The sequence below is a fragment of the Halopseudomonas sabulinigri genome (assembly GCF_900105255.1).
Taxonomy (GTDB): domain Bacteria; phylum Pseudomonadota; class Gammaproteobacteria; order Pseudomonadales; family Pseudomonadaceae; genus Halopseudomonas; species Halopseudomonas sabulinigri.
Window position 1 is genome coordinate 2,831,879 of the sequence record NZ_LT629763.1, and the last position, 24,625, is coordinate 2,856,503.

A 24,625-nucleotide genomic window follows, 5' to 3' on the forward strand; every position below is an offset into this window, starting at 1 on the left:
CCGCCTGGTGCGGGTTTTTTGTTGTCTGGGGTTTGGCGCTGATCGGTGGTGGTTACGGCTAACCTCAGGGCTCGCCACCCACGGCAAAGTTGGGCAGGCCATCAACCGGCTGGGCAAACTCGAAGGGGATCGACACGGTCTGCAGGCCGACGTTCTTCTGCACGACAAAGTGCAGGTGCGGGCCGGTGCTGTTGCCGGTATTGCCTGACAGGGCGAGCAGTTGGCCGGTGCTGATGCGCTGACCTTCGGCGACACGTACCGAGCCGCGCTTGAGATGCAGATAGACGCTCATGGTGCCGTCGTCGTGCAGCAGGCGCACGAAGTTGCCGGAAGGGTTGTTGCCGCGGCCGGTCTGGCTGTTTTCGGTCTTGATTACCATGCCGCTGCGGGCAGCTACGATGGGTGTGCCTTCCGGCATGGCGATATCCATCGCATAGCGGCCCTTGATGCCGGTGTGGCTATAGCGCCCGCCGGGACCCTGGGTCAGCCGGAAGGGGCCGCCACGCCAAGGCAGCGGATAGTAGGTGAGTGACTGCTCGGCGCGCGGATCGCCCAGGGCATGCTCCAGCTTGTAATCGTAATGTACCGCGCCGGTGCCGGTGGGCTGCAGGGTGACCAGGCGCAGCTCCTGACGTGGCTGCATGACCCAGGTGATCGGCTCGCGCGGTACGCCGGTCACGTTCTGTGCGTTGCTGATGCTGAGTTTGATCTCGACCGGGGCATACAGGTCGTTATGTACGATCAGGGTTTCCCCGCCCGCGTGGCTGCGCTTGGTGACGTAGACCTGACGATCCACGTTCTCGACCATGGCATCACGAAACACGATGACTTCAGCGCCGGCGGTTTTCTTGTCGGTATAGGTCGTCACACCGTTGGCATCGGTGTATTTGTAGATGCTGCCGGCCATCGCAAAGGGGCTGATCAGCAGAGGGAGAAGGAGCAGTAAGGCACGCATCCGTTGCTACCTTTGAATTATTGGCAGATGTTATTGAGCGCTTGTACCCGCAGTCTAGCGCCGAACGCGGCCCGTGACGAGCCGCATTCAACGTTTGGTTCAGGCTGCGCTGGGTTGCAGGGAATAGGTGCGCAGTGAGCCGGCAAAGTCCTGCAGCGCCTTGATGCCGCTTTCCTCGGCTTGCTGACACCAGTCTTTCAGTGCTTGCAGCATGTCGTGGCCATTGGCGCTGGTACGACCCCAGATCTGTTGCAGTGCCAGCCGCTTCTCGTAGATCACCTTGAGCGCCTGACTGTGCGTCAGCATGGTATCGATGCGCGCCTGATGCTTGTCGTCCAGCAGGCTGGTCTCGCGGCTGAGCAGGCGCTTGGCGCGTCGGAACAGGTGGCGGACGGACTCGTCTACCTTCTGGATTTCCTGGCGCACCAGCGGCTTGATCACCAGCTTGCGGTACTGTGCCATGATCTGGAAGCGGTTGTTGAGGATGGCCATGGCGGTATCCATGTCCAGTGTCTGCTTGCCGGCAACCTGATGCGCGATCGGAGCGGTGCGACGCACCGAGGCCAGGCCCAGCAGGCTGAACAGGCGAATCCACATCCAGCCCATGTCAAACTCCCACTTCTTCACCGACAGCTTGGCGGAGTTGGGATAGGTGTGGTGATTGTTGTGCAGCTCTTCGCCGCCAATCAGGATGCCCCAGGGCGAAATATTGGTGGCGGCGTCGCGACACTCGAAGTTGCGGTAGCCCATGGCGTGACCCAGACCGTTGATCACGCCGGCGGCAAAAACCGGGATCCAGATCATCTGAATGGCCCATACGGTGATGCCGAGCACGCCGAACAGCGCCAGATCAATCAGCGCCATAAGGGTCACACCGGCAATCGGAAAGCGGCTGTAAAGGTTGCGTTCGATCCAGTCATCCGGGCAGTTCTTGCCGTAGATGCGCAGGGTGTCCTCGTTCTTCGCCTCTTCCATGTAAAGCTCGGCGCCTTTGCGCAGCACAGTGCTCAGGCCCTTGTGCACCGGGCTGTGCGGATCGTCCGGGGTTTCGCACTTGGCGTGGTGCTTGCGGTGGATGGCGGTCCACTCGCGGGTGTTCATGCTGGTGGTGAGCCACAACCAGAAACGGAAAAAGTGTTTGAGCGCCGGGTGCAGTTCCAGCGCCCGGTGAGCGGAATAACGGTGCAGGTAGACGGTGACGCTGACAATGGTAATGTGCGTCAGAACCAGAATCACGGCCAATACCTGCCAGCCGGATGGGTTGAGTAAGCCGTTGTACCACATAGAGCTGCATTACCTCGCTAGAATGGGCAGGCGAAAAGGCCTGCCCGGCCGATTATGGACCAAGAAATCGTCAATTAACATGACCGCGGGTCGCCTGACCCGCCCTGCTATAGTTGCCAAATGTTTATGCCAGACCCGCAGACGTGACTATGAACTCGACCGCCAGCGCCGCGTTCATTACCCTCAAATACCTCATCCTCGCCACTGTGTGGATACTCTTCAGCGACTATCTGCTGGTGCTGATGGGGTTGGATGCCGCCACTCAGCAAGCCTTGCAGAGCGCCAAGGGCGTAGCCTTTGTGCTGGTTACCTCGGCGCTGCTGTTTTTTTCTGCGCGTTATCAGTTACGCAAGCGGCGCCAGCAGGAGGAGGCGTTGCGCCAGAGCGGTGAGCGCCTGTCATTGGCGTTGGATGGCGCCAACGACGGCCTGTGGGACTGGGATCTGCAATCAGGCTCGCTTTATCTATCGGCCCGCTCACGGGAAATTCTTTGTCTGCCCGAAGGCTCGCCTGCGGATATGCAGACGCTTTGGCGCAACCAGCTGGCAGATGAAGATCAGCAGCTAACCCGTGCGGCGTTGGTGAGTCACCTGCGCGGGGAAACCGAGCGTGTTGATCGGACCTACCGCTTGCGCCTGGCCACGGGCGGCCATTGTTGGGTGCAGGCCAGCGGACGCGCATTGCGTAATGCGCAGGGCCGTGCAGTGCGGTTGACAGGGGTCCTGCGTGATGTGACCGAGCGGGTCGAGCGTGAGCATCGATTGCGCCAGGCCAGCGCCATGTTCGACTGCACCAGCGAGGGCATGCTGATCTGCGATGCTGAGCAGAACATCATCGACGTCAACAACGCCTTCTGCGAGATCACCGGTTATCGCGCCGAGGAGGTCATTGGCCGGCAGCCAGTGCTGCTTGCCTCGGGCCGCCACGACAACGCCTTCTATCAGCACATGTGGCAGCAGATCAAAGCGACGGGGCGCTGGTCGGGAGAAATCTGGAATCGACGCAAGGACGGCGAGGTCTATCCGCAATGGCAGAACATCATTGCCGTCACCGATCACCTTGGCCAACTGACGCACTACGTTGCGGTATTCGCCGATATGAGCCTGATCAAGCGCAGTCAGGAAGAAATCGACTATCTGGCTCACCATGATCCGCTGACCAAGTTGCCCAATCGTCTGCTGATAACCGAGCGGCTGACCACGGCAGTGAGTCGGGCGCGTCGCCAGCAGCAGCGACTGGGCCTGGTATTTGTTGACCTGGATCGCTTCAAGGGGGTCAACGATAGTCTCGGACACAGTCTGGGCGATCAGCTGCTGCTGACGGCCGCGCGGCGCATGGATCACCTCTGCGAAGAGGGCGACACCCTGGCCAGGCTGGGCGGTGACGAGTTTGTCATCCTGGTTGAGCGGCGCGCCGCCGTTGAGGAGCTGAGCCGGCTGGCGGAGCGCATTCAACTCGCCCTTTCTGCACCGTTCCAGCTGGAGGGGCAGTTGGTGCACATGACGGCCAGCTTGGGTCTCAGCCTGTTTCCGGATGATGGGCAGGATGGCGCCGATCTGTTGAAAAATGCGGACTCGGCCGTGACCCTGGCGAAGCAGCGCGGCCGCAACAACTACGCTTTTTATACTCAGGCGCTGACCGAGCAGGCGCGCCGGCGGATGAGCCTGGAAAGCGACTTGCATCTGGCACTGCAGCGCGGCCAACTGCGGGTGTATTACCAGCTACAGAAGGATCTGCGCAGCGGCCAGTGGGCCGGTCTGGAGGCATTGGTGCGCTGGCAGCATCCGGAGCAGGGCATCATCCCCCCCAACGAGTTTCTGCCGGTCGCACGGCACGCCGGTCTGATGGGCGACATTGATGAGTTTGTGCTGCATCAGGCGTGCCGACAGATGCGTCTCTGGTTGGATGCGGGTTACCCCTTGCGCTCCATGGCGGTGAACATGTCGGGTTACTGGATGGAGCGCGGTGATGTAGTCAGCAGTGCCCGCGCGGCACTCACCCAGTGTGGCCTGGAGGCGTCGCATCTGGAGCTGGAGGTCACCGAAGACGAGGTCATGCAGCACGGCGAACAGAGCGAGCTGCTGCTGGATCGTCTGGCAGAGCTGGGCGTGCGATTGGCGATTGACGATTTCGGCACCGGTTACTCGTCGCTATTGCGGCTCAAGCGCATGCCGGTCAACAAGCTGAAAATCGACCGCGGTTTTATCAGCGACTTGCCGGGCAGTGGCAGCGACAGCGCCATGGCCCGCGCCATTATTGCGCTGGGCAAGAGCCTGCAGCTGAGCATTACCGCCGAGGGCATCGAGACGCCGGCGCAGGAGGCGCTGCTGCGCGAGTTCGGCTGCGACACCGGCCAGGGCTACCTGTACAACGCACCGCTGCCGGCCGCGGAGGTCGAGCGGCTGTTGGCGGCGGGGCCGGCCTGATGGCGAGCTTTGCGCCGCTCAATATGGCGCGGGATCAGGCCATCTGTGTGCGCCCCGATGATCAGCAGTGGCAGGATGCACCGCAGGCGCCGGTGCGGCGCTGGCCGCTGGAGCGGGAGGCACCGGAAAGCGGTCAGGTTACCAGTTTGGTGGAGTACCTGCCCGGTACGCATTTTCCGGCGCACCTGCACCCCAAGGGGGAAGAAATTCTGGTGCTGTCGGGTGTGTTCAGTGATGACGGCGGCGACTACCCGGCAGGCAGCTACCTACGCAGCCCGGCGGGTTCGCGGCATGCGCCGTATTCGGCGGCAGGGTGCCTGTTGTTTGTGAAGCTCAACCAGTTTGCTGAAGCCGATCAGCAGGCACTGCGACTGCCGCCTGACGCGTTCTGCTGGCAGACGACCGCCTCCGGGCAGCGGCAATGCCTGCTGCACACCCACGGGCAGGAGCAGACGTGGCTGATCGAGTGCGCGGCTGGCGCGCGGCTGATGATGCCGCCGCCAGTCAGCGGCGAACTGCTGGTGCTTGGCGGCAGCTTGAGTGAGCAGGCGGGTTCAGCTGTTGTTCAACCGCTATCGCAATACAGCTGGCTGCGTGACCCGGCGCTGGGTCTGCGGATGCTCTGCGCGAGCGCGCCCACTCAAGTGTTGCTCAAGCTGGGTGCGCTGCGCCTCTGACGGCCCGTTGGCTTACAGGAAGATCCACAACAGGGCGATGCCCAGCACTAGACGGTAGATCACGAACGGCTGCATGCCGATGCGCTTGATGAAGGCCAAAAAGTAGTGGATGCACAGGTAGGCGCTGATGCCCGACAGCACCACCCCGCCGACCATGGCGGCCACATCAATCGGCACCTGCGCCTTGATCAGCTCAATGGTTTCCAGGCCGCAGGCCAGCACAATGACCGGAATCGACAGCAGGAACGAGAAGCGTGCCGAGGCCTCGCGGCTCAGGCCCAGCAGCAGCGCGGCGGTCATGGTGATACCCGAGCGCGAGGTGCCGGGAAACAGCGCCAGTGCCTGGGCACAGCCGATCAGTAGTACGTCCTTCCAGTTCATCTGGTACTCGCTGCGCTCTCCCTTGTGGCGCCAGTCGGCCCAGCTCAGCAGCAGACCAAAGGCGATCAGGCCGATCGCCAGATAAATCGGCGAGCGCAGCACCGTTTCCACGGTGTCCTTGAGTAGCAGGCCAGCGAGGCCGACCGGTATGGTGCCCAGAATCACCGCCCAGGCCAGCTTGGCGTCGGCATCCAGCTCGCGGGTCTTCAGCGAGCGGCCCCAGCTGACGGTCATGCCGAAGATGTCCCGCCGGAAGTAGATCAGCACCGCCGACAGGCTACCCAGGTGCAGCGCAACGTCGAAGGCCAGCCCCTGGTCCGGCCAGTCAGTCAGTACCGGCACCAAAATCAGGTGGGCAGAGCTGGAAACAGGAAGAAACTCGGTAACGCCCTGAACGATCGCCAGAACAATAACTTGTAGCCAATCCATAATCGGGCCAAAGCTCCTGAAAAAAATCAGGCGCAAGTAAAGCATGCCGCGCGCTGCAGCGCGAGCCCCGTTGGCGCCGCGCGGCTTATGGCGGACCAACACGCGAAGTGATTCAGCGGCCCGCGGGCTGCCGAGCCTCGCCACGGCATGGCAAGGTAGCGTGATAGAACAACAACAGGAGGCACCCGATGCGCTGGAAAAATCGACCGCAAGGCTCCAATTGGGGCGACTTTGGCGTGGATGACGAGCTCGGCAGGCTCAACCTGCTGACCCCGGAGAAGGTACTGCAAGGCGTTGCTGAGGTACGTGAGGGCCGCAGTTTCTGCCTCAGTCTGCCGTTGGATATGCCGGGCGGTAATGCACTCAATCGGTTTCGCCATCCGCCGCGCTTCTTTACCTCCGGACGCGAAGGCAAGCTCAACTACAACTTTGAGCTTAACCGCCTGAATCCGGCCTTTACCGATGTGGTCAGCGATGATGCGGTGCTGCTGTACACCCAGTACTCCACGCAGTGGGATGCCTTGTCGCATGTCGGCGGGCGCTTTGACGCCGATGGGGACGGCGTGGCCGAGCCCTTGTATTACAACGGCTGGCGCGCCGGTGAGCACGTGCAGGGCCCAGCCGGCCACGACGATGCGCTCGAGGGTGTGAAAGCGACGCGTCTGGGCATCGAGAAAATGGCGGCCACAGCGGTCAGCGGACGGGCAGTGTTGATTGATCTTGAGCGCCATTGTGGCCGCGAACGGGTGCTGGTTGATCATGCGAGGCTGATGGCTATCTGCGCCGCCGACGGCATCGAAGTCGAGCCCGGCGACATGGTGTGCCTCTATACCGGCTTTGCTGATCTGATCCTGGAAATGAACGGCGAGCCCGACGCGCACCGGCTGGAAACCAGCTGCGCCGTGCTGGATGGCCGCGACCCGGCGTTGCTGCAGTGGATCACCGACAGTGGGCTGAGTGTGCTGATTGCCGACAATTACGCGGTAGAAGCATATCCTGCCCGCGCTGCAGAGGGCTGCTGCGCTGCGCTGCCGTTACATGAGCACTGCCTGTTCAAGTTGGGTATCCATCTCGGCGAGTTATGGTATCTCAGCGAATTGGCGCGCTATCTGCGTGCATCCGGGCGCTCGCGTTTCCTGCTCACGGCGCCGCCCCTGCGCCTGCCGGGTGCGGTGGGTTCGCCGACATCGCCGGTGGCGTTGGTATAGTCTCGCGCGACGATGCACCATAGTGGCGCGTCGTCGCGCAGGTGTGCGCCGCTGTTGGGCGGCGCCAGATGATTTTCCCTCCTGTTGCGATCCTCTATTGCAGCAAAGCGCCTAAAGGCGTTTTGATATCACGCGCCCGCATGGCATGGCGCATATCTTGCTGTGAGAATGGTTATCCAATGTATTTAACGGGGAATAGCCATGGCGTCGTTACGCAGCGATGAAATGAATCTGTCAGCCGCCGAACGCAGCTGGTTACCCTGGACGGCCGCCACCGGCAAGCTGACCATGGGCTGGGCCTGCTGGGTCAACAACAACCGCTACGGCCAGCTTGAAGCCATATTCAACAGCCTGGCAGCCACCCGTGTACGTTTGTTGCAGCAGTGGTGTGAGAATCAGTGGAACGCGCTGCAGAGCATCGGTCACAGCTTGGGCGCTGAACTCACGGGGGTCACCGAGCATCAGCTGCAGGGCCTGCGCAGCAAATTGCCGGACGCCTCCGAGCTTTTGCTGCTGGATGAAAATGGACTGGTGCGCGCCAGTAGTGCTGGCCAGATCAGCGGCCTGGTGATGGACGGGCAGGCTATCCGGGCTGGCCTGCAACACCGCTTCTTGCACGGTCCCTACGTGGATCCAAGAACCAAAAGCCTCGGGCCCTCTACCTCCAGTTTCCATGATGCCGTAACCCTGATGTTCTACCTGCCGCTGCATGACGCCGCGGGGGTGCTGCTGGGCTGCCTGTGCGCGCGCGTGCCCAATGACGTGCTGGGCGACCTGATTCAGCGCGAGGCCGGGCATATCTATCAGGAATCCGGCGACAACTACATCTTCATGGTCGAGTCGCGTTTCAACCCGTCGATCGAGCCGGGTCGTGCGTTGTCGCGCTCGCGCTTTGAAGACAGCACCTTCAGTCATGGCGATAACCTCAAGAGCGGTATTCCCACCAAATGGGGCGCGGTGAGTGTGCGCGAGCACACCGAGTTCGAGGTGCGTTTTACCGACCCGGCGACGGGCGAACTGCATCCGGGGGTGCGCGAAACCATCCGCAAGGGCGAAAACCTGTATGTGAAGTACCCGGGCTACTCTGATTACCGTCACATCCCGGTGATCGGTAAGGGGGTCACTTTCAATCTGCCGGGGTCGCCGGACCGTTGGGGCATGATGTGCGAGGCGGATCTGGAAGAGGTCTATCGCTACCGCTCGCTGAGTTACGACCTGATGAAGCAGTTCATGCTGTTGATGGTGCTGGTGTTTGCCGCGCAGATCGGCTTCAGTTACGCGGGGCTGACCGGATGGGTAGAGCACCTGGCGCACGTGGGCGTGCTCGCGGCGGCAGCGCTCTGGTTCTGGCGCCGTGCTACGCGCACGCTGGCGCGGCGGCTGGGCCGCATGACGGAGATCATTCGCAATATCGCCGAGGGCGAGGGCAACCTCAGTCAGCGCATGGATACCTCGCGCCTGGTGCCGGATGAGACCGGCGAGCTGGGGCGTTGGATCAACAGCTTCATCGACAATCTCGATACCATCGTTGGCCGGGTCAAGCAGGCCAGCCGCCACGCGCTGCAGAACAGCGAGCAAATGCTCGGCCGCAATCAGCAGGCCAGCGACACCGCCGAAGAGGTGACCACCAATATTCAGCAGATGCTGAACATGATCGAGGCGCAGCTACAGACGGTGACAGCGGCCTCGGAAACCGCCGCGCAGATGAAAACCAATATGGCCAGCGTGGTCGAGGCGGCGCGGGAGCGGCTGGATACGGTTACCAGCGGTACGCGCAAGATCCGCGACATCGTCGAAAGCTCGGCGGCCAGTGTGCAGGTCCTCGACAAGCGCACCGGCGACATTGTCGGCATGGTCTCGCTGATTACCGACATTACCAGCCAGACCAACCTGCTGGCGCTCAACGCGGCCATCGAGGCGGCCAGGGCGGGCGAACATGGCCGTGGCTTTGCCGTGGTGGCCGATGAGGTGCGCGCGCTGGCCTCACGTACCGCCAAGGCGGCCGAGGAGATCAGCCAGGGCATTACCACCATCCGGGACGCTACCCGCGAAACTGTGATTGTGATGGAAAAAGGCGTCGCCGATGTGGATCACCAGCTGCAACAGGCCGCCAGTGCATCGGACGACAACGACATGCTGCACAAGACGGTGGAAGAGCTGTTTGAGGTGATCTCGGTGATGGACACCAACAGCAAGGAGCACGGTCGTCAGGCCGGCCACGTGGCCGTGGCGACGCAATCGATGAGCCAGGTGATCCAGGCGCTGCGCACCAGCTCGGGTCAGGTGAAGGAAACCGCCTCGCGTCTGCACCAGTTGTCAGACAGCTTTCAGGTTAGCGCAGACAGGTAGCCGGCCGGCAGCTGCAAGCCGCAAGCCGCACGCTGAGCAAAGAAAAACCCCGGCTCTCTCGAGACCGGGGTTTTCTTGTAGCTGTCGCTTGAAGCTGGCGGCTGCTCTTGGCCTGCGGCTTAGAGCTTGCTTTCCAGCTCAGGCACAGCTTCAAACAGGTCTGCAACCAGACCGTAATCCGCTACCTGGAAGATCGGCGCTTCTTCGTCCTTGTTGATCGCAACGATCACCTTGGAGTCTTTCATACCGGCCAAATGCTGGATGGCGCCGGAGATGCCGACTGCAACGTACAGCTGCGGTGCGACGATCTTGCCGGTCTGACCGACCTGCATGTCGTTGGGTACGAAGCCGGCGTCGACCGCGGCGCGTGATGCACCCACAGCGGCGCCCAGCTTGTCGGCCACCTTGTAGAGCATTTCGAAGTTGTCGCCATTCTGCATACCGCGGCCGCCCGAAACGACGATCTTGGCACCGGCCAGTTCAGGACGGTCAGACTTGGCCAGCTCTTCACCCACAAAGCTGGAAACGCCCGCGTCCTGCACGGAGGAAACCGCTTCAACGCTGGCGCTGCCGCCTTCGGCTGCCACGGCGTCAAAGCCGGTGGCGCGCACGGTGATGACCTTGATGGCGGCGCTCGATTGCACGGTGGCAATGGCGTTACCGGCATAGATCGGGCGCTTGAAGGTATCGGCGCTTTCGACGGCAATGATCTCGGAGATCTGGTCAACGTCCAGCAGCGCGGCAACGCGCGGCAGGTAGTTCTTACCGTTGGTGCTGGCAGCGGCCAGGATGTGGCTGTAGCCCTTGCCCAGCTCGGCGACCAGGGCCGCGATGTTTTCCGGCAGCTGGTGTGCGTAGGCGGCGTTATCAGCCAGCAGCACCTTGCTCACGCCAGCGGCCTTGGCCGCGGCGTCGGCCACGGCGGAGCAGCCTTCGCCAGCAACCAGTACGTCGATGTCGCCACCGATGGCCGCAGCAGCGGCCAGGGTGTTCAGGGTCGCTGCGTTCAGCTCGGCGTTGTTGTGTTCAGCAATAACCAAAATCGTCATTTAGATCACCTTGGCTTCGTTCTTGAGTTTGTCGACCAGTTCGTCGACGCTCTTGACCTTGATGCCGGCGCTGCGCGCGGCCGGTGCTTCAACCTTCAGGGTGGTCACGGTGGAGCTGGTGCTGACGCCCAGGTCTTCCGGCTTGAGGGTTTCCAGCGGCTTCTTCTTGGCCTTCATGATGTTCGGCAGCGACGCGTAGCGTGGCTCGTTCAGACGCAAGTCGGTGGTCACAATGGCCGGCAGTTTCAGTTCAACCGTCTGCAGGCCGCCGTCGATTTCACGGGTAACCTTGACCTTGTCGCCATCAACCGCGACTTCAGAGGCAAAGGTGCCCTGGGCGTAACCGCTCAGTGCCGCCAGCATCTGGCCAGTCTGGTTGTTGTCGGAATCGATGGCCTGCTTGCCGAGGATGACCAGCTGTGGCTGTTCCTTGTCGACAACGCCCTTGAGCAGCTTGGCAATGGCCAGCGAGCTCAGTTCTTCGGCAGACTCGACCAGCACGGCGCGGTCGGCGCCCAGCGCCAATGCGGTGCGCAGCTGCTCCTGGGCAGCAGTCGGGCCGACGGTGACGGCGATGATCTCAGTCGCAACACCTTTCTCTTTCAGGCGTACGGCTTCTTCCACGGCGATTTCGCAGAAGGGGTTCATCGACATTTTGACGTTGGCGAGATCGACGCCGGAGTTGTCCGCCTTGACGCGAACCTTGACGTTGTAATCGACCACGCGCTTAACGGCAACGAGGATTTTCATGGACGTTAGTCCTCCACAAGTCTTGAGACGCCCAAGGGCGCATGACATTAAAAGGGGTGCCTAGGATACCGGGCGCGCAGGGCGCCCGGAAGGGCAAATTGTCGCTTTTACAGACAAAAATGCCGGGTTGGCGACCTATTTGTCTCGCCGACCCGGCAGTCCGGAAGTGACTTACGCGCCGGTCAGTTGCGCTGCGTAGGCTTCCAGGTGGTAGTCATCATCACCAAACTGGTGGCTGATCATCACCAGGCGCTTGGCGTAATGCGCGCCATTGTACTCCCAGGTCATGGCGATGCCGCCATGCAGCTGGATGGACTGCTCGGCAACAAAACGCGCGGCGCGGTTGACGATGAACTTGGCCGCGGACAGCTTGGCGCTGCGCTCGGCGCTGTCTTCGTCGTCGGCGAGGCAGGCAGCCAGCGTGGTCATCGAAGTGGCACGCTCCAGCTCACTGATCATGTCGACCATGCGGTGCTGCAGAACCTGGAACTTGCCGATCACCACGCCAAACTGTTTGCGGGTTTTCAGGTAGTCCAGGGTCAGATCGCAGGTCGCGCGCATGGCGCCAACGGCTTCGGCACACAGGGCGGCAATGGCGCGGCCGCTCTGGTAACGAATGGCATCAAAGGCCTTGCCAGCTTCGCCCAGCAGTTCGCCCTTGGCGTTGTCGAGGAAGAGTTCACAGGCCTTGCGACCGTCAACGGTGGCGTACACACGGCGGCTGACGCCAGCACTGGTCGGATCAACCAGGAACAGGCTGATGCCTTGCTCGTCGCGGCTATCGCCGGCGGTACGGGCAGACACCAGAATTTTGCCTGCGGTCTGGCCACCGATGACCACACCCTTGCGGCCGCTCAGGCTCCACTCGCTACCGTCTTGCTTGGCAGTGGTGGTGACGTTGGCCAGATCGTAGTGGCTGTTCAGCTCATCCAGTGCAACGGCGGCCTGCAGCTCGCCGCTGGCAATCGCGCCCATCAGCTCTTCTTTCTGTGCGTCGCTGCCCAGCTGGCCGATCAGGCCGCCGGCCAGAATCACGGATTCCATGTAGGGCTCAAGGCAGATGCCCTTGCCCAGCTGTTCCATGATCAGCATGGTTTCTATGCCGCTGCCGCCAAAGCCGCCGAGTTCTTCGGGGAAGGGAATGGCGGTCAGGCCCAGCTCGCCCATCTGCTGCCAGAAGGCAGTGCTGAAGCCGGCTTCGCTTTCGCTGAATTTGTTGCGGCTTTCGAAGTCGTACACGTCACGAACCAGGCGCTCGGCAGTTTCCTGCAGCATCTGTTGTTCTTCGGTCAATTTGAAATCCACGGTCGGCCTCCTCAGAGCTCAAGAATCATTTTTGAGACGATGTTCTTCTGGATCTCGTTGGATCCGCCGAAGATCGACAGTTTACGCATGTTGAAATACTGCGAGGCCGGAGAGGCCGCGTAGTCGTCGACGAGCAGCTCGCCGTCGTAGTCCAGCTCCAGCTCTTCCGGCAGGAAGGGCAGGGCGTAGGGGCCCAGCGCCTTGCGCATCAGGTGGGTGATGGCCTGACGGATTTCGGTGCCTTGCACTTTCAGGATGGAGCTTTCCGAGCCAGGTACGCCGCCTTCGGAGGCCGCAGCAACAATACGCAGGGTGCTCATCTCGGCGGCCATCAGGGACATTTCGACTTCCGCGATCTGGCTGCGGAACAGCGCGTCTTCGATCAGCGGCTTGCCGTTCTTCTGCTGCTTGCTGGCAATGCGCTTGAGGTTGGTCAGCGCTGCCTTGGAAGCGCCGATGCCGGCCAGGCCAGTACGCTCGTGGGTCAGCAGGTACTTGGCGCAGGTCCAGCCCTTGTTCTCTTCGCCCACCAGGTTTTCCACCGGCACCTTGACGTCGTCGAAGAAGACTTCGTTGACTTCATGGTCGCCGTCCAGGGTCAGGATCGGACGCACGGTGATGCCCGGGGTCGCCATGTCGATCAGCAGGAAGGAAATACCGCGCTGCTGCTGGGCTTCGGGATCGGTACGTACCAGACAGAAGATCCAGTTGGCGTGCTGGCCCAGGGTGGTCCAGGTCTTCTGACCGTTGACGATGTAGTGATCGCCGTCGCGCACAGCGCGGGTCTTCAGCGAGGCTAGGTCGGAACCGGCGCCCGGCTCGGAGTAACCCTGACACCACCAGTCGGTGCCGTCGAGGATGCGTGGCAGGTAGGTGGCTTTCTGTTCTTCAGAGCCGAACTTGATGATGACCGGGGCCACCATGTTGACGCCGAACGGCACCAGGCGCGGTGCACCGGCAGCGGCGGACTCTTCGTCAAAGATGTGCTTCTCGATCGGGCCCCAAGTAGTGCCGCCGTGCTCTACCGGCCAGCCTGGCGCATACCAGCCACGCTTGGACAGAATTTTCTGCCAGCGCTCATGGTCTTCCTTGCTCAGGTGCTTGGCCAGTTTGACCTTCTGAGCGATGTCTGCAGGCAGCTCCTGTTTCAGGAATTCACGCACTTCATCGCGGAAGGCGAGCTGTTCGGGAGAAAAATGGATTTCCATTGTCAGTCCTCGTTGTAATACGGGTATCCGGTGGCCGGTGTCGGCACCGGCCACCCTGATTTATCAAAGATCGGCGAACTTGCGACCTTCTTTGGCCAGTTTTTCCAGCAGGGCGGCCGGTTTCCACCAGGCGCCATGCTGCTCGTGAAACTCACAGATTTTTGCGTACACGCGATCCAGACCCACAGCGTCGGCATAGAACATGGGACCACCCTGGAAGGCCGGGAAGCCGTACCCGTTGAGGTAGATCACGTCGATGTCGCTGGCACGCTGCGCGATGCCTTCTTCGAGGATCTTGGCACCCTCGTTGATCAGGGCATAGATGGTGCGCTCGATGATGTACTCATCGGACAGCTCGCGGCGCTCGATACCCTGCTCTTTTGAAGCAGCTTCCAGCAGCGCCGGCAGTTCCGGGTTCTCCAACGGGGTACGGGAGCCCGCTTCATAAACATAAAAGCCCTTGCCGGTCTTCTGACCCAGCATACCGGCTTCGGCCATCTTGTCCAAAACCACCGGCAGTTTGAATTCGGCTGGCAGCGTCTGGCGTTGGCGGGTGCGAATGCTCAAGCCGATATCCAGACCGGACAGGTCACGCATGGCGAAGGGGCCCATGGCCATGCCGAACTTGCGCAGTGCGCCGTCGACCTGAGCCGGAGTAGCGCCTTCTTCGACCAGAAACTCTGCCTCGCGGCCGTACTGGAAGACCATGCGGTTACCGACAAAACCGTCACACACCCCGACCGGCACGGCGACTTTCTTCAGCTTCTTGCCGATCGCCATGGCGGTAGCCAGAACGTCGTTGGCGGTCTTCTCGCCACGCACCACTTCCAGCAGGCGCATAACGTTGGCCGGGCTGAAGAAGTGCAAGCCCACCACGTCTTCAGGGCGCTTGGTGAAGTTGGCAATCTCGTTCAGATCGAGCGAGGAGGTGTTGCTGGCCAGGATAGCGCCCGGCTTGCAGTTGGCATCCAGTGCTTCGAACACTTTCTGTTTGACGCCCATCTCTTCAAATACGGCTTCAACCACCAAGTCAACGTCGGCCAAATCGGCGTAATCGGTCACGCCGCTGATCAGCGCCATGCGCTTTTCCAGTGCCGCTTCGTTCAGGCTGCCGCGCTTGACGCTCATGCCGTAGGTATCGCGGGCGCGCTGCATGGCTTTGTCGCGTGCCTCTGCAGTAATCTCCAATACCTTGACCGGGATGCCAACGTTGGCAAAGCACATGGCAATACCGACGCCCATGGTGCCGCCGCCGATCACGGCAGCAGACTGGATGTCGCGTACCGGGGTGTCCTTTGGCAGATCATCGACCTTGGAGGCCAGACGCTCGGTGAAGAAGGCGTGTACCAGGGCGGCGCGTTGCGGCGATACCAGGCACTCGGCGAACAGTTCGCGCTCGCGTTTCAGGCCTTCGGCCAGCGGCAGGGTGAAAGCGGCTTCTACCGCCGAGACGCAGCGCTGTGGCGAGAACAGGCCAGGGGTCTTCTTTTCGATCTCAGCACGCTTGGCTGCCACGGCAGCGGCGTTGTCGACACCTTCGAGCTTGTCGGTACGCTCGCCGGTGCGCCGCGGGCCCTTGCCTTCGGCGAGCAGCTGATCCGCGTAGGCCAGACCGGCAGACAGCAGGTCGCCTTCGATTAACTGATCAACGACGCCCAGTTCGACGGCTTCGGTGGCGCTGATGGGGGCGCCGCTGACGATCATGTCGAGCGCTTTGGCAACGCCGGTCAGGCGGGGCAGGCGCTGGGTGCCGCCGGCGCCTGGCAGCAGGCCGAGTTTGACTTCCGGCAGGCCGACCTTGGCGTCCTTGCGGGCGATACGGTAGTGGCAGCTGACAGCCACTTCCAGGCCGCCGCCCAGAGCGGTGCCATGGATCACGGCAACGCTGGGCTTGCTACCCGCTTCGATGCCAGCGACCACTTCGGGCAGGCTCGGCTCCTTCGGCGGCTTGCCGAATTCCTTGATATCTGCACCGGCAATGAAGGTTGAGCCTTCACAGATCAGAACGATAGCCTTGACCTCAGGATCGGCCTCGGCCGCCTTGAAGCTGTTCTGCAGGCCTTCACGCACGGCAATGCCCAGTGCATTGACCGGTGGGTTGTTGACGGTGACAACCGCAATGGCGCCTTTGCGTTCCAGAGTGACCACGTCCGACATGCTTGACCTCCGTAAGTGTGGCTAAGAGTGTTTCACCATTGGCCTATTTCACTAGGCGAAATAATGAAACCATGTTTCGCTAGGCAAAATACAAAAAAACAAATGCTTTGTCGATGCCCCTTTTGCGCGAAATGGGGGTTTATCAGTAAAGGTGATGAATCGCACCCGCGCTAGCGCGAATGGCGATTCATCACAGCGGCAAGCCTCAAGCCTCAAGCTACAAGCCGCAAGCCAGGATCAAACCAAGGGTGGATGGAGTGAGCGCACGGGTTTAACTTGCAGATTGCAGCTGAAATAGAGCGGTTGGGCGCTAAACGCCCAGCCGCTCTATGTCTCTGGCGAGCATGGCCAATTGGTGAGCCAGCTGATTCTGAACTTTCTCTTCCGAGACAAGGTAGGACGGCGCGCCGCAGGTGAGCACCATCAGGCTGCCGTCCTGCAGGTGCAGGGGCACCCCGGCGGCGTTGACGTTGCGGTCCCAGTCACCCAGCGACAGGCAGAAGCCGTGCTTTTCATATTCGGCGAAGCTTTTTTGCAGCGAGGCATTCAGCTCGGGCCAGGCGTCCGGATTACGTGCCTTGATGGCATCCATAACGTGGCTGCGTTCTTCGTCCTTCATCGCGGCGAGGTACGCGCGGCCAGCGGCGGTGGTGGCCAGCGGCAGGCGCACGCCGACGTCCATGCGCAGCGAGGTGGTTTCCGACGGCCTGCAGTTCTCGACGTAGATCATCGACAGGCGGTCGCGACACGTCAGGCCGACCGAGGTATTGGTCGTGCGGGCGAACTCATCAAGATAGGGCTTGGCCAACTGGCGCACACGCAGATTGGAGACATAGGCGTAACCGAGTGCCAGCACGCCGGAGTCGAGCTGGTACTTTTCCAGTTGGGTGGAATAGCTCAGATAACCGAGTTTGGTCAGCGTATAGGTCATGCGCGAGACGGTGGGCTTGGGCAGGCCGGTGATACGGGCGATGTCTTGATTGCCCATGACCACAGAGCCTTGGCTGAATGCACGCAAAACGTCCAACCCACGAGACAGCGCCTCGACAAACTTGCGATCCTTCGCGGTAACGGGGGCGGTGCTGGTTTCCTGCTCTTCTTTCATGGGATTGTTTACCTTGCTGGCGCATCCTGATGTTCTGGCCGATGTACGGCACTCTTACTGTTCGATGCTTGACTATTATTGTTGTCGATCAGCCGCGAAACATACCACGACAGGGCGTTCTGCACAGCGATACCATTGAGTGATTGTCTCGATCATTGCACAGTAAGGCTCAATAGAATAGCATCTTTTTGGTACTTCATTCCGCTGTGCAAAATAATAGTCCAAAAACGAGGTCAAGATGTCGACACCTGCACATTATGCCGTCGGCACTCAGCTTGCCGAGCTGGGTCATACCACCCTTTTTGATGTGCTGGAGTCTTCCTGCGCCCGCTATGGCGACGGTCCGGCTTTCTCCTGCGGGGCCGATACGCTGACGTTCAACCAGCTGCGCGGCCGTGCCGATGCCTTTGCGCGCTATCTGCGTCATCACGCTGGCCTTGAGCCGGGCGACCGCCTGGCGATTCAGTTGCCTAACCTGCTGCAATACACGGTGGCGCTCTTTGGCGCGCTGCGCGCAGGCCTGGTGATCGTCAACACCAACCCGCAGTACACCGCGTATGAAACGCGCCACCAGTTTGCTGATTCCGGCGCCAAGGCGGTGGTGGTGCTCGACAAGCTGGTGCCCCTGGTGCGCAAGATTCAGGGCTCGACCGACGTTGAAAAACTGATTGTCACCAGCATGGACGACCTGACCAACCCGCAGTACGACAGCACCGAAGCCGATGAAATGCGCTTTATGCAGGCGCTGCGTCTGGGCGATGAGCTGCCTGAAGTTGCTACCGAGCGGACGCTGGATGACTTGGCGTTGTTGCAGTACACCGGCGGCACCACCGGTGTGTCCAAGGGCGCGATGCTGACCCACCGCAACATCCTCTGCAACGTCCTGCAGGCGGTGAGCATCCTCAAGGAAGGCGACGTCGACTACGGCAAGGAAGTGCGCATCTCGCCGCTGCCGCTCTACCATATCTTTGCGTTTACCGCGAACTGCATAGCCTCGGTGTTTACCGGCTTCCACAGTGTGCTGATCACCAACCCGCGTGATCTGGACGGCATGATCAATGACCTCAAGCGCCATCCCTTCACGCTGCTGACCGGCATCAACTCGCTGTTCGTCTCGCTGATGAATCACCCGGAATTCGACAATATCGATTTCAGCCGGCTGAAGTGGGTCAACTCCGGTGGCGCGCCGCTGAATACCGAGATTGCCAAGCGCTGGGAAGCGCGTACCGGCAGCGTGATTCGTGAAGGCTACGGCCTGACCGAGACCTCCCCGGTGGTGGTCGCCTCGACGTCCAAGACGCCCTATAAAGAGGGTTATATCGGCCAGCCGGTGATCGACACCGAGTTGAAGACGGTGGATGACGACGGCGTGGAAACACCGCGTGGTGAGCCGGGTGAGGTGCTGATCCGTGGTCCGCAGGTGATGCAGGGGTACTGGCATCGTCCGGACGAGACCGCGGCGACCTTCAGCGACGATGGTTGGTTGAAAACCGGTGATGTTGGCGTGATCGACAACCAGGGCTTTCTCAAGCTGGTCGACCGCAAGAAAGACATGATTCTGGTCTCCGGCTTCAATGTTTACCCCAACGATGTGGAAGACGCCGTCATGCGTCACGCCGGCATTCGCGAGTGCGTAGCCGTGGGCGTGCCGGATGAGCGCACCGGTGAGGCGATCAAGATCTACGTCAGCCTGACTGACCGGGCGCTGGATGAAGCGGCCATTATTGCCCACTGCCGCGAGCAGCTGACCGGTTACAAGATTCCCAAGCATGTCGAGATTCGCGAAGACCTGCCCAAGTCGACCGTGGGCAAGCTGCTGCGCCGGGTGCTGCGGGACGAAGCCCGGGATGAGGCCAAGGCATGAGCAGCCTGACGCTGGTTATCGCCGATGGTATTGCGGAGATTCAGCTCGATGATGGCAAGGTCAACGCATTGTCGGAAAGCATGCTGGAGCAGCTGCTGTCTGCTATTGCTGAGGCGGCGCAGGCCGATGCTGCGCTGCTGATCAGCGGACGGCCTGGCTGCTTCAGCGGCGGTTATGATCGCAAATTGATCGACGCCGGTGGCCCGGCCTGTGACGCCATGCGCGCTGCGGGCGACCGCCTGACGCTGGCACTGCTGGATTACCCCGCACCGGTGGTCGTTGCCAGCAGCGGGCATGCGATGGCCAAAGCCGCATTTGTGCTCTTGCTGGCCGACTACCGGTTGGGCGCTGAAGGGGCGTTTCGTATCGGCTTGAACGAGGTCGCCATCGGCATGACTATGCCGCGGGGTGCCATGGCCCAGGCGCGTGCCAGGTTGGCACCGCAGTGGCTCAACCGCTGTGCGCTGCAGGCTGAATACCTGGACCCGCAGCAGGCCTTGGCAGCGGGCTTTCTGGATGAACTACAGCCAGCCGACCGGTTGCTGGAGCGCGCTCGGGAAAAAACGCGCCAGCTGGCGGCGCTGGACAGGCGCGCTTTCCGCGAGACCCGCGCGCTGCTGCATGCTTCGTTGCGCAACGAGCTGGCACAGCTGTTCGGCTGAGACTGCCGGCGGGCCCTCTCTTGCTGGCCAGCGCCCGTTCCCGCGGTTGCGCTGGCCGCATCTGCTATTCCTTGTAGTACGCCACCTGCGTTGACGTCAGTAGCAGCACGCCGTCTTCGCTCCACAGATGTGCCACCTGATCCGAATAATTATTGTGCATGCGAGTGGCGCGCGCCTGGCCGAGCAGTGGGCGGTCACCGCTGGCGGCCAGGTGGGCCGCGTCGGCGTGGAAGTAATGCGTCAGCGATACGGTGCCGGCGGGGGTGAAGCGTTGGCGGCGGTGAAAAATGCGCGGTGCAAATACATCACCGAGCGCCGTCAGTGACGCAAAGTCCAGTGGCCGTGGCGGGTTGTCGCGCGCCCACAGCAGGCTCTCGGTGCCCTCGCGCCCCTCCTTGATTTGCTCCTTGGGATGGAACAGGCCGGTTACATAACGGAAGTCGTAATGTTGAAACCAGCTGCGCTCCTGGCGAATTTGCTGCGGCAGGCTGTCAGCAGCGGGTGCGGCGGGCATGCTCTCCTGCTGCTCGGACCAGGTTTCGCGGCGCGTGGCGAAAAAAGCGGTGCCGCTGGTGACAACCTCACCGCCCTGGCGTTGCAGCAGCAACCAGTGCTGGGTCGAGCGGTTGGTGCGCAGTGGCGTGGCTTCTATCTCGAACGCGCCGGGTTGCACCGGGCCGGCAAAGTTGATGGTCAGCGATACGGGCTCACCGATGCGTTCCGGGTGCTGCAGCACGGCATTGAGCAGCGTCGCTGCGGTGACGCCGCCAAAGGGCCCCACCATGTTCTGGTAATCGTCGCTGGTGGCGCCGCTGAACAGGTTGGTAGCGAGCGGCTGCAGCGCAATCGCCCGGTCGAATGCATGGCTGGCGGGCAAGGTGGTGGTCATCAGGTCGTTCCGATTGAAATAGTAGGGCAGGGCGGGGTGAATATGATGGTCATAATAATGAGTGCCTGCGGCAGTCGACAAGCAAGCTTGGTCGCATGAATTGGCCGCCATGCGCAACGACGATGGGGGCAAGGCCTGCGATTGCTGTTGCGCCGCAGCGGTCTTGCCGACCAGCAGCGTGCTAGCCAGCGGACGCAGACTAGGCTGCGCCCGTTGTGGGTACTATCAGCCGCGTTTGTAGGTGCCGATCAGGCGGTTCATGGCGGTGGCGTTGGGCTCGATTTTTTCCAGCAGCTGCCACAGCGTAAGGCCAGCGGGCAGGTTCAATTCGGTATCCAGCGCGATGATCCAGTAGTAGTACTTGTGCTGACCATGGCCCTCTGGCGGCATGGGGCCGTTGTACCCCAGCTTGCCGAAGTTGTTCTTGCCCTGGGTGTAGTAGCCGCAGCCTTCGCTCAGCTCGTTAACGCTGCCGGGAATGTTGTACAGCACCCAGTGCACGAAACCGTAGGTGCCGTTGGCGGAGATCAGCGGCGCGTCCGGGTCGTGGCAGATCACAGCGTAGCTCTGGGTGCCCGCCGGTGCATTTTTCCAGCTCAGTGCGGGGGATACATCCTCGCCCTCACCGGTGTGCTTGCTGGGGATGACGCCCTCGGCGGTAAACGCCCTGCTTTCAAGTTTCAGATCGTTGGAAAAGGCAAATCCCATGGTGTTCTCCTTGAGTTTGGCGTGAAAGGTATCTCAATAGTAGGCCGGGAGTGGCGTCATGCAAGACTGCCAGTTCAGTTCATCAGTGCGCTGAGCAGCCAGAGCCCGAGCAGAATCCAGACAATACCGAGAATGATTTTCTTACGAATAAAGGAGCGTACGCCGACATAGATCAGGCATAGCCCTAGAATGACCGCAGCGATGCTCAGCAGATTGCTGTTTACGCCCAGGGCGCGGGCAAAGCCGTTGACGAAATCCGAGCTGGCGTTACTCAGCAGGGTAAACAGCCAGACAAGGCTGTCGATGATAAAGCGAATGACGGTGCCAAAAACCTGACCCAGCCATTCAAAAACGTTATTCGCCTGCATTCAATTTTCTCTGGTCACTGAGGGAGCGTACTCGCTGGCGACACCTTAGCAGAAGCCGGGTGTCGGCTGAACTGCCGCCACCCGGAACGCCGAGAGATCACACGCGCTCGATCACTGCAGCCACACCTTGACCCAGGCCGATACACAGACTGACCAGCGCATAGCGCTTGCCGGTGCGTTCTAGCTGGCGCAGGGCCGTTAGGGCCAGGCGAGCGCCGGAGGCGCCCAGCGGGTGGCCGACCGCAATGGCGCCGCCGTTCGGGTTCAGGCGCGGATCGTCGAAGGCAATACCCAGTTGCTTGGCGCAGCCCAGAACCTGGGAAGCGAAGGCTTCGTTGATTTCGATCACGTCCATGTCATCCAGTGTCAACCCGGCGCGGCTCAGGGCTTTCTTGCACGCCTCGACCGGGCCCAGGCCCATGACCCGCGGCGCAACACCGGAGACCGCACCGGCCAGTATCTTCGCGCGCGGCTTGATGCCGTACTTCTGGCCGATGGCTTCGCTACCGATGATCAGCGCAGCGGCGCCGTCGTTGACGCCGGAGGCGTTGCCAGCGGTGACCACGCCACCTTCAAACAGTGAGCGCAGGCCGGACAGAGCGGCTATGTCGCTGCTAGGGCGCGGGTGCTCGTCCTGGTCAACGACCTTGGCGGGCTTCTTGCGGCCTTGGGACACTTCAATCGGGTGGATCTCTTCGGCAAAGAAGCCGTCAGCCCGGGCCTTTTCGTACAGCGCCTGGCTACGAGCGGCGTAGGTGTCGGCTTCTTCACGAGTGATACCCAGGTCGGCAGCGACGTTGTCGGCCGTCTGCGGCATGGTGTCATCACCGAACTGCTTCTCCACCTTGGGGTTCGGGAAGCGCGCACCGATGGTGCTGTCGAAAGCGCGGAAGTCGCGGCTGTAGGCGCTTTCGCTCTTGGCGATAACGAAGGGCGCGCGGCTCATGCTTTCAACGCCACCGGCGACGAACAGCTCGCCCTCACCGGCTTTGACGGCGCGGGCGGCATCAAGGATGGCGGCCAGGCCAGAACCACACAGGCGGTTGACGGTAACACCGGCGACTTCCTGCGGCAGGCCGGACATCAGACCTGCGTGGCGGGCGACGTTACGCGCGTCTTCACCGGCCTGGTTGGTGTTGCCCATGACAACGTCTTCGTAGTCTTTGCCTTCGAAGGGGTTACGGGCAACGACAGCACGAATGACTTCGGCCAGCAGATCATCGGGACGAACACTGGCGATGGCGCCGGCGTGGCGGCCAAAGGGGGAACGCAGGCCATCATAGATATAGGCAGTCATGCTCTTACTCCTGAAAGTCGGGTGTGGTCAAAGGCAGATCCAGCTGTACGCGGCGGCGCAGCCAAGGGCTGGGACGATAGCGTGGTTCGCCGTAAACGGCCTGCAAATTGTTGAGAACGGCCAGAATGTTGGTGTCGCCGTAATGCGCGCCGAAGGCCAGCGGGCCCTTGGGGTAGCCCAGGGCCAGTTGAATGGCGCGGTCCAGCGTTTGCGGCGAGGTGATGCCTTTCTGCACGATCTCGCAGCCCAGGTTGACCACACTAGCGATCAGGCGCTGAATGACAAAGCCGGCTGAATCGTTGATCACTTCTACCGGTACACCGTCGGCGCTGAGGGCCTGGCGTGCTTGTGCGACCACCTGAGCCTGGGCAGCCGGCTGACGCATCAGGGTGCGCCGCTTATCCCAGTTGGCGAAGCTGTCCAGGGCCAGGGTGCGATCTGCCGGCAGGCCCAGTTGGGTCAGGGCAGTGCTGCAGTCATCGCCTAGTGGGGTGATCAGGCAGATGGCGTCGTCTGATGGCTTGCTACCGGTTTCCAGTGTGGCGCCAGCCTTGGTCAATACCTCTGCGACCTGGTTGCGCAGCGCGTCGTCGTCCGTCTCCAGCCAGAACGGGCGGTTGATCAGCACTGTCTCGGGCTGCGGTTCGGCCGGCTCGATCTTCTGGCCCTCTTCGTAGCGGTAGAAGCCCTGGCCGGTTTTGCGCCCCAGCAGGCCAGCAGCAACGCGCTGGGCGGCGATGAACGACGGGGTGTAGCGCGGGTCGTGGTAGAACTGCTCGTACACCGACTCCATCACCGCGTGGGAGACGTCCAGCCCGGTCAGATCAAACAGCTCGAACGGCCCCATGCGAAAGCCTGGGCCATCGCGCAGAATGCGGTCGATCTGCGAAGGGGAGGCCACCCCTTCGCTGAGCATGCGCAACGCCTCGGTGCCGAAAGCGCGGCCGGCGTGGTTGACCAGAAAGCCGGGGGTGTCCGGGGTGATCGCGGGGAAGTGGCCGGCGACATTGGCCAGCTCGACCAGGCCCTCAATCACGCGCTCATCGGTACGCTCACCGCGTACTACCTCGACGATCTTCATCAGCGGTACGGGGTTGAAGAAATGGAAGCCCGCCACGCGGCCCGGGTGTTTGGCGCTGCTGGCAATGCGGGTAACTGAAAGAGAGGAGGTGTTGGTCGCCAGCACGCAGTCTTCGCTGACAATGGCCTCTAGGTCGGCAAACAGCTTCTGTTTGACCTCCAGCAGCTCGACGATGGCTTCGATCACCAGGTCGCAGTCTTTCAGTTCTTCCAGCGTCTGTGCCGGCTGCATGCGGCTGAGGGTGGCCTCCAGCTCGGCTTCGGTCATCTTGCCTTTGGCCTGGGCACGCTGGAGCAGATTGCGGTTGAATTGCAGGGCGTCCTCGATGGCCTCAGCGCGGGTATCGAACAGCTGAACCTGCTGGCCGCTGCTGGCGAACAGTTGGGCAATGCCGCGGCCCATGGCGCCGGCGCCGATAACGCCAATCCGGTTGAACATGCGTGGACTCCTCAGTTGGGAATGTTTCAGGCTTT

General features: G+C 61.6%; 20 protein-coding genes. 6 read left to right on the top strand and 14 right to left on the bottom strand.

Annotated features, from left to right (window positions below):
- Positions 1–64: 64 nt before the first annotated feature.
- Positions 65–955, bottom strand: coding sequence for a peptidoglycan DD-metalloendopeptidase family protein (locus BLU26_RS12750; RefSeq protein ID WP_092287250.1), 891 nt, complete (start codon positions 953–955; stop codon positions 65–67).
- A gap of 99 nt (positions 956–1,054) precedes the next feature.
- Positions 1,055–2,239, bottom strand: coding sequence for a delta-9 fatty acid desaturase DesA (gene desA, locus BLU26_RS12755; RefSeq protein WP_092287252.1), 1,185 nt, complete (start codon positions 2,237–2,239; stop codon positions 1,055–1,057).
- Between the two features lie 149 nt (positions 2,240–2,388).
- Here desA and BLU26_RS12760 point away from each other — a divergent pair, with 149 nt between their 5' ends.
- Entirely contained in the window at positions 2,389–4,665 is a 2,277-nt protein-coding gene (locus BLU26_RS12760) for a putative bifunctional diguanylate cyclase/phosphodiesterase (RefSeq protein WP_092287254.1), read from the top strand.
- Positions 4,665–5,342: a cupin domain-containing protein gene (locus BLU26_RS12765; protein ID WP_231701943.1), complete on the top strand. Its 678-nt coding sequence runs from the start codon at positions 4,665–4,667 to the stop codon at positions 5,340–5,342. Before BLU26_RS12760 ends, BLU26_RS12765 begins: the two co-directional genes overlap by 1 nt.
- 12 nt (positions 5,343–5,354) lie before the next feature.
- Here the strand turns inward: BLU26_RS12765 and BLU26_RS12770 are convergent, their stop codons facing one another.
- A complete protein-coding gene (locus BLU26_RS12770) occupies positions 5,355–6,152 on the bottom strand; it encodes an undecaprenyl-diphosphate phosphatase (RefSeq protein WP_092288485.1) in 798 nt (265 codons plus the stop codon).
- Between the two features lie 188 nt (positions 6,153–6,340).
- On the opposite strand from BLU26_RS12770, the gene BLU26_RS12775 reads away from it, so the two are divergent.
- Entirely contained in the window at positions 6,341–7,360 is a 1,020-nt protein-coding gene (locus tag BLU26_RS12775) for a cyclase family protein (protein WP_092287256.1), read from the top strand.
- A gap of 201 nt (positions 7,361–7,561) precedes the next feature.
- Positions 7,562–9,709 (top strand): methyl-accepting chemotaxis protein, encoded by a 2,148-nt coding sequence (locus BLU26_RS12780; protein ID WP_092287258.1) that lies wholly within the window; start codon positions 7,562–7,564, stop codon positions 9,707–9,709.
- Positions 9,710–9,828: 119 nt separating this feature from the next.
- On the opposite strand, the gene BLU26_RS12785 is transcribed toward BLU26_RS12780, so the two are convergent.
- The 6 genes from BLU26_RS12785 to BLU26_RS12810 all read right to left on the bottom strand — a co-directional run bounded on the left by BLU26_RS12785 (position 9,829) and on the right by BLU26_RS12810 (position 17,283).
- A complete protein-coding gene (locus BLU26_RS12785) occupies positions 9,829–10,758 on the bottom strand; it encodes an electron transfer flavoprotein subunit alpha/FixB family protein (RefSeq protein WP_092287260.1) in 930 nt (309 codons plus the stop codon).
- On the bottom strand, positions 10,759–11,508 hold the full coding sequence (locus BLU26_RS12790) for an electron transfer flavoprotein subunit beta/FixA family protein (RefSeq protein WP_092287262.1): 750 nt from the start codon (positions 11,506–11,508) through the stop codon (positions 10,759–10,761).
- A 171-nt stretch (positions 11,509–11,679) separates the two neighbouring features.
- Positions 11,680–12,813 (bottom strand): acyl-CoA dehydrogenase family protein, encoded by a 1,134-nt coding sequence (locus BLU26_RS12795; protein ID WP_092287264.1) that lies wholly within the window; start codon positions 12,811–12,813, stop codon positions 11,680–11,682.
- 11 nt (positions 12,814–12,824) lie between these two features.
- Entirely contained in the window at positions 12,825–14,021 is a 1,197-nt protein-coding gene (locus BLU26_RS12800; RefSeq protein ID WP_092287266.1) for an acyl-CoA dehydrogenase family protein, read from the bottom strand.
- Positions 14,022–14,084: 63 nt separating this feature from the next.
- Positions 14,085–16,178, bottom strand: coding sequence for a 3-hydroxyacyl-CoA dehydrogenase NAD-binding domain-containing protein (locus tag BLU26_RS12805; RefSeq protein ID WP_092287268.1), 2,094 nt, complete (start codon positions 16,176–16,178; stop codon positions 14,085–14,087).
- 310 nt (positions 16,179–16,488) lie between these two features.
- Positions 16,489–17,283 carry an IclR family transcriptional regulator gene (locus BLU26_RS12810; protein WP_092287270.1) on the bottom strand — a complete coding sequence of 265 codons (795 nt, stop codon included), beginning with the start codon at positions 17,281–17,283 and terminating at the stop codon, positions 16,489–16,491.
- A 238-nt stretch (positions 17,284–17,521) separates the two neighbouring features.
- Here BLU26_RS12810 and BLU26_RS12815 point away from each other — a divergent pair, with 238 nt between their 5' ends.
- Together BLU26_RS12815 and BLU26_RS12820 are read left to right on the top strand one after the other, a co-directional pair.
- Positions 17,522–19,147: an AMP-binding protein gene (locus tag BLU26_RS12815; protein ID WP_092287272.1), complete on the top strand. Its 1,626-nt coding sequence runs from the start codon at positions 17,522–17,524 to the stop codon at positions 19,145–19,147.
- Positions 19,144–19,809 carry a crotonase/enoyl-CoA hydratase family protein gene (locus BLU26_RS12820; protein WP_092287274.1) on the top strand — a complete coding sequence of 222 codons (666 nt, stop codon included), beginning with the start codon at positions 19,144–19,146 and terminating at the stop codon, positions 19,807–19,809. The genes BLU26_RS12815 and BLU26_RS12820 overlap by 4 nt, the downstream gene beginning before the upstream one ends.
- A 64-nt stretch (positions 19,810–19,873) precedes the next feature.
- On the opposite strand, the gene BLU26_RS12825 is transcribed toward BLU26_RS12820, so the two are convergent.
- From BLU26_RS12825 to BLU26_RS12845, 5 genes are all read right to left on the bottom strand, one after another.
- On the bottom strand, positions 19,874–20,698 hold the full coding sequence (locus tag BLU26_RS12825) for an acyl-CoA thioesterase (protein WP_092288486.1): 825 nt from the start codon (positions 20,696–20,698) through the stop codon (positions 19,874–19,876).
- 225 nt (positions 20,699–20,923) lie between these two features.
- A complete protein-coding gene (locus BLU26_RS12830; RefSeq protein WP_092287276.1) occupies positions 20,924–21,406 on the bottom strand; it encodes a YbhB/YbcL family Raf kinase inhibitor-like protein in 483 nt (160 codons plus the stop codon).
- Positions 21,407–21,480: 74 nt separating this feature from the next.
- The gene (locus BLU26_RS12835) at positions 21,481–21,774 is read right to left on the bottom strand and encodes a hypothetical protein (RefSeq protein ID WP_092287278.1); all 294 of its coding nucleotides are present in this window, start codon (positions 21,772–21,774) and stop codon (positions 21,481–21,483) included.
- A gap of 97 nt (positions 21,775–21,871) precedes the next feature.
- Entirely contained in the window at positions 21,872–23,071 is a 1,200-nt protein-coding gene (locus BLU26_RS12840; RefSeq protein ID WP_092287280.1) for a 3-oxoadipyl-CoA thiolase, read from the bottom strand.
- 4 nt (positions 23,072–23,075) lie between these two features.
- Positions 23,076–24,590, bottom strand: coding sequence for a 3-hydroxyacyl-CoA dehydrogenase (locus BLU26_RS12845; protein ID WP_092287282.1), 1,515 nt, complete (start codon positions 24,588–24,590; stop codon positions 23,076–23,078).
- Positions 24,591–24,625 lie beyond the last annotated feature (35 nt).

Coding starts and splice junctions, on each gene's coding strand:
- desA (WP_092287252.1), bottom strand. CDS start 2,239: ATGTGGTACAACGGCTTACTCAACCCATCCGGCTGGCAGGTATTGGCC.
- BLU26_RS12780 (WP_092287258.1), top strand. CDS start 7,562: ATGGCGTCGTTACGCAGCGATGAAATGAATCTGTCAGCCGCCGAACGC.
- BLU26_RS12800 (WP_092287266.1), bottom strand. CDS start 14,021: ATGGAAATCCATTTTTCTCCCGAACAGCTCGCCTTCCGCGATGAAGTG.
- BLU26_RS12815 (WP_092287272.1), top strand. CDS start 17,522: ATGTCGACACCTGCACATTATGCCGTCGGCACTCAGCTTGCCGAGCTG.
- BLU26_RS12790 (WP_092287262.1), bottom strand. CDS start 11,508: ATGAAAATCCTCGTTGCCGTTAAGCGCGTGGTCGATTACAACGTCAAG.
- BLU26_RS12770 (WP_092288485.1), bottom strand. CDS start 6,152: ATGGATTGGCTACAAGTTATTGTTCTGGCGATCGTTCAGGGCGTTACC.
- BLU26_RS12765 (WP_231701943.1), top strand. CDS start 4,665: ATGGCGAGCTTTGCGCCGCTCAATATGGCGCGGGATCAGGCCATCTGT.
- BLU26_RS12830 (WP_092287276.1), bottom strand. CDS start 21,406: ATGGGATTTGCCTTTTCCAACGATCTGAAACTTGAAAGCAGGGCGTTT.
- BLU26_RS12820 (WP_092287274.1), top strand. CDS start 19,144: ATGAGCAGCCTGACGCTGGTTATCGCCGATGGTATTGCGGAGATTCAG.
- BLU26_RS12750 (WP_092287250.1), bottom strand. CDS start 955: ATGCGTGCCTTACTGCTCCTTCTCCCTCTGCTGATCAGCCCCTTTGCG.
- BLU26_RS12805 (WP_092287268.1), bottom strand. CDS start 16,178: ATGTCGGACGTGGTCACTCTGGAACGCAAAGGCGCCATTGCGGTTGTC.
- BLU26_RS12785 (WP_092287260.1), bottom strand. CDS start 10,758: ATGACGATTTTGGTTATTGCTGAACACAACAACGCCGAGCTGAACGCA.
- BLU26_RS12825 (WP_092288486.1), bottom strand. CDS start 20,698: ATGACCACCACCTTGCCCGCCAGCCATGCATTCGACCGGGCGATTGCG.
- BLU26_RS12775 (WP_092287256.1), top strand. CDS start 6,341: ATGCGCTGGAAAAATCGACCGCAAGGCTCCAATTGGGGCGACTTTGGC.
- BLU26_RS12760 (WP_092287254.1), top strand. CDS start 2,389: ATGAACTCGACCGCCAGCGCCGCGTTCATTACCCTCAAATACCTCATC.
- BLU26_RS12845 (WP_092287282.1), bottom strand. CDS start 24,590: ATGTTCAACCGGATTGGCGTTATCGGCGCCGGCGCCATGGGCCGCGGC.
- BLU26_RS12810 (WP_092287270.1), bottom strand. CDS start 17,283: ATGAAAGAAGAGCAGGAAACCAGCACCGCCCCCGTTACCGCGAAGGAT.
- BLU26_RS12835 (WP_092287278.1), bottom strand. CDS start 21,774: ATGCAGGCGAATAACGTTTTTGAATGGCTGGGTCAGGTTTTTGGCACC.
- BLU26_RS12840 (WP_092287280.1), bottom strand. CDS start 23,071: ATGACTGCCTATATCTATGATGGCCTGCGTTCCCCCTTTGGCCGCCAC.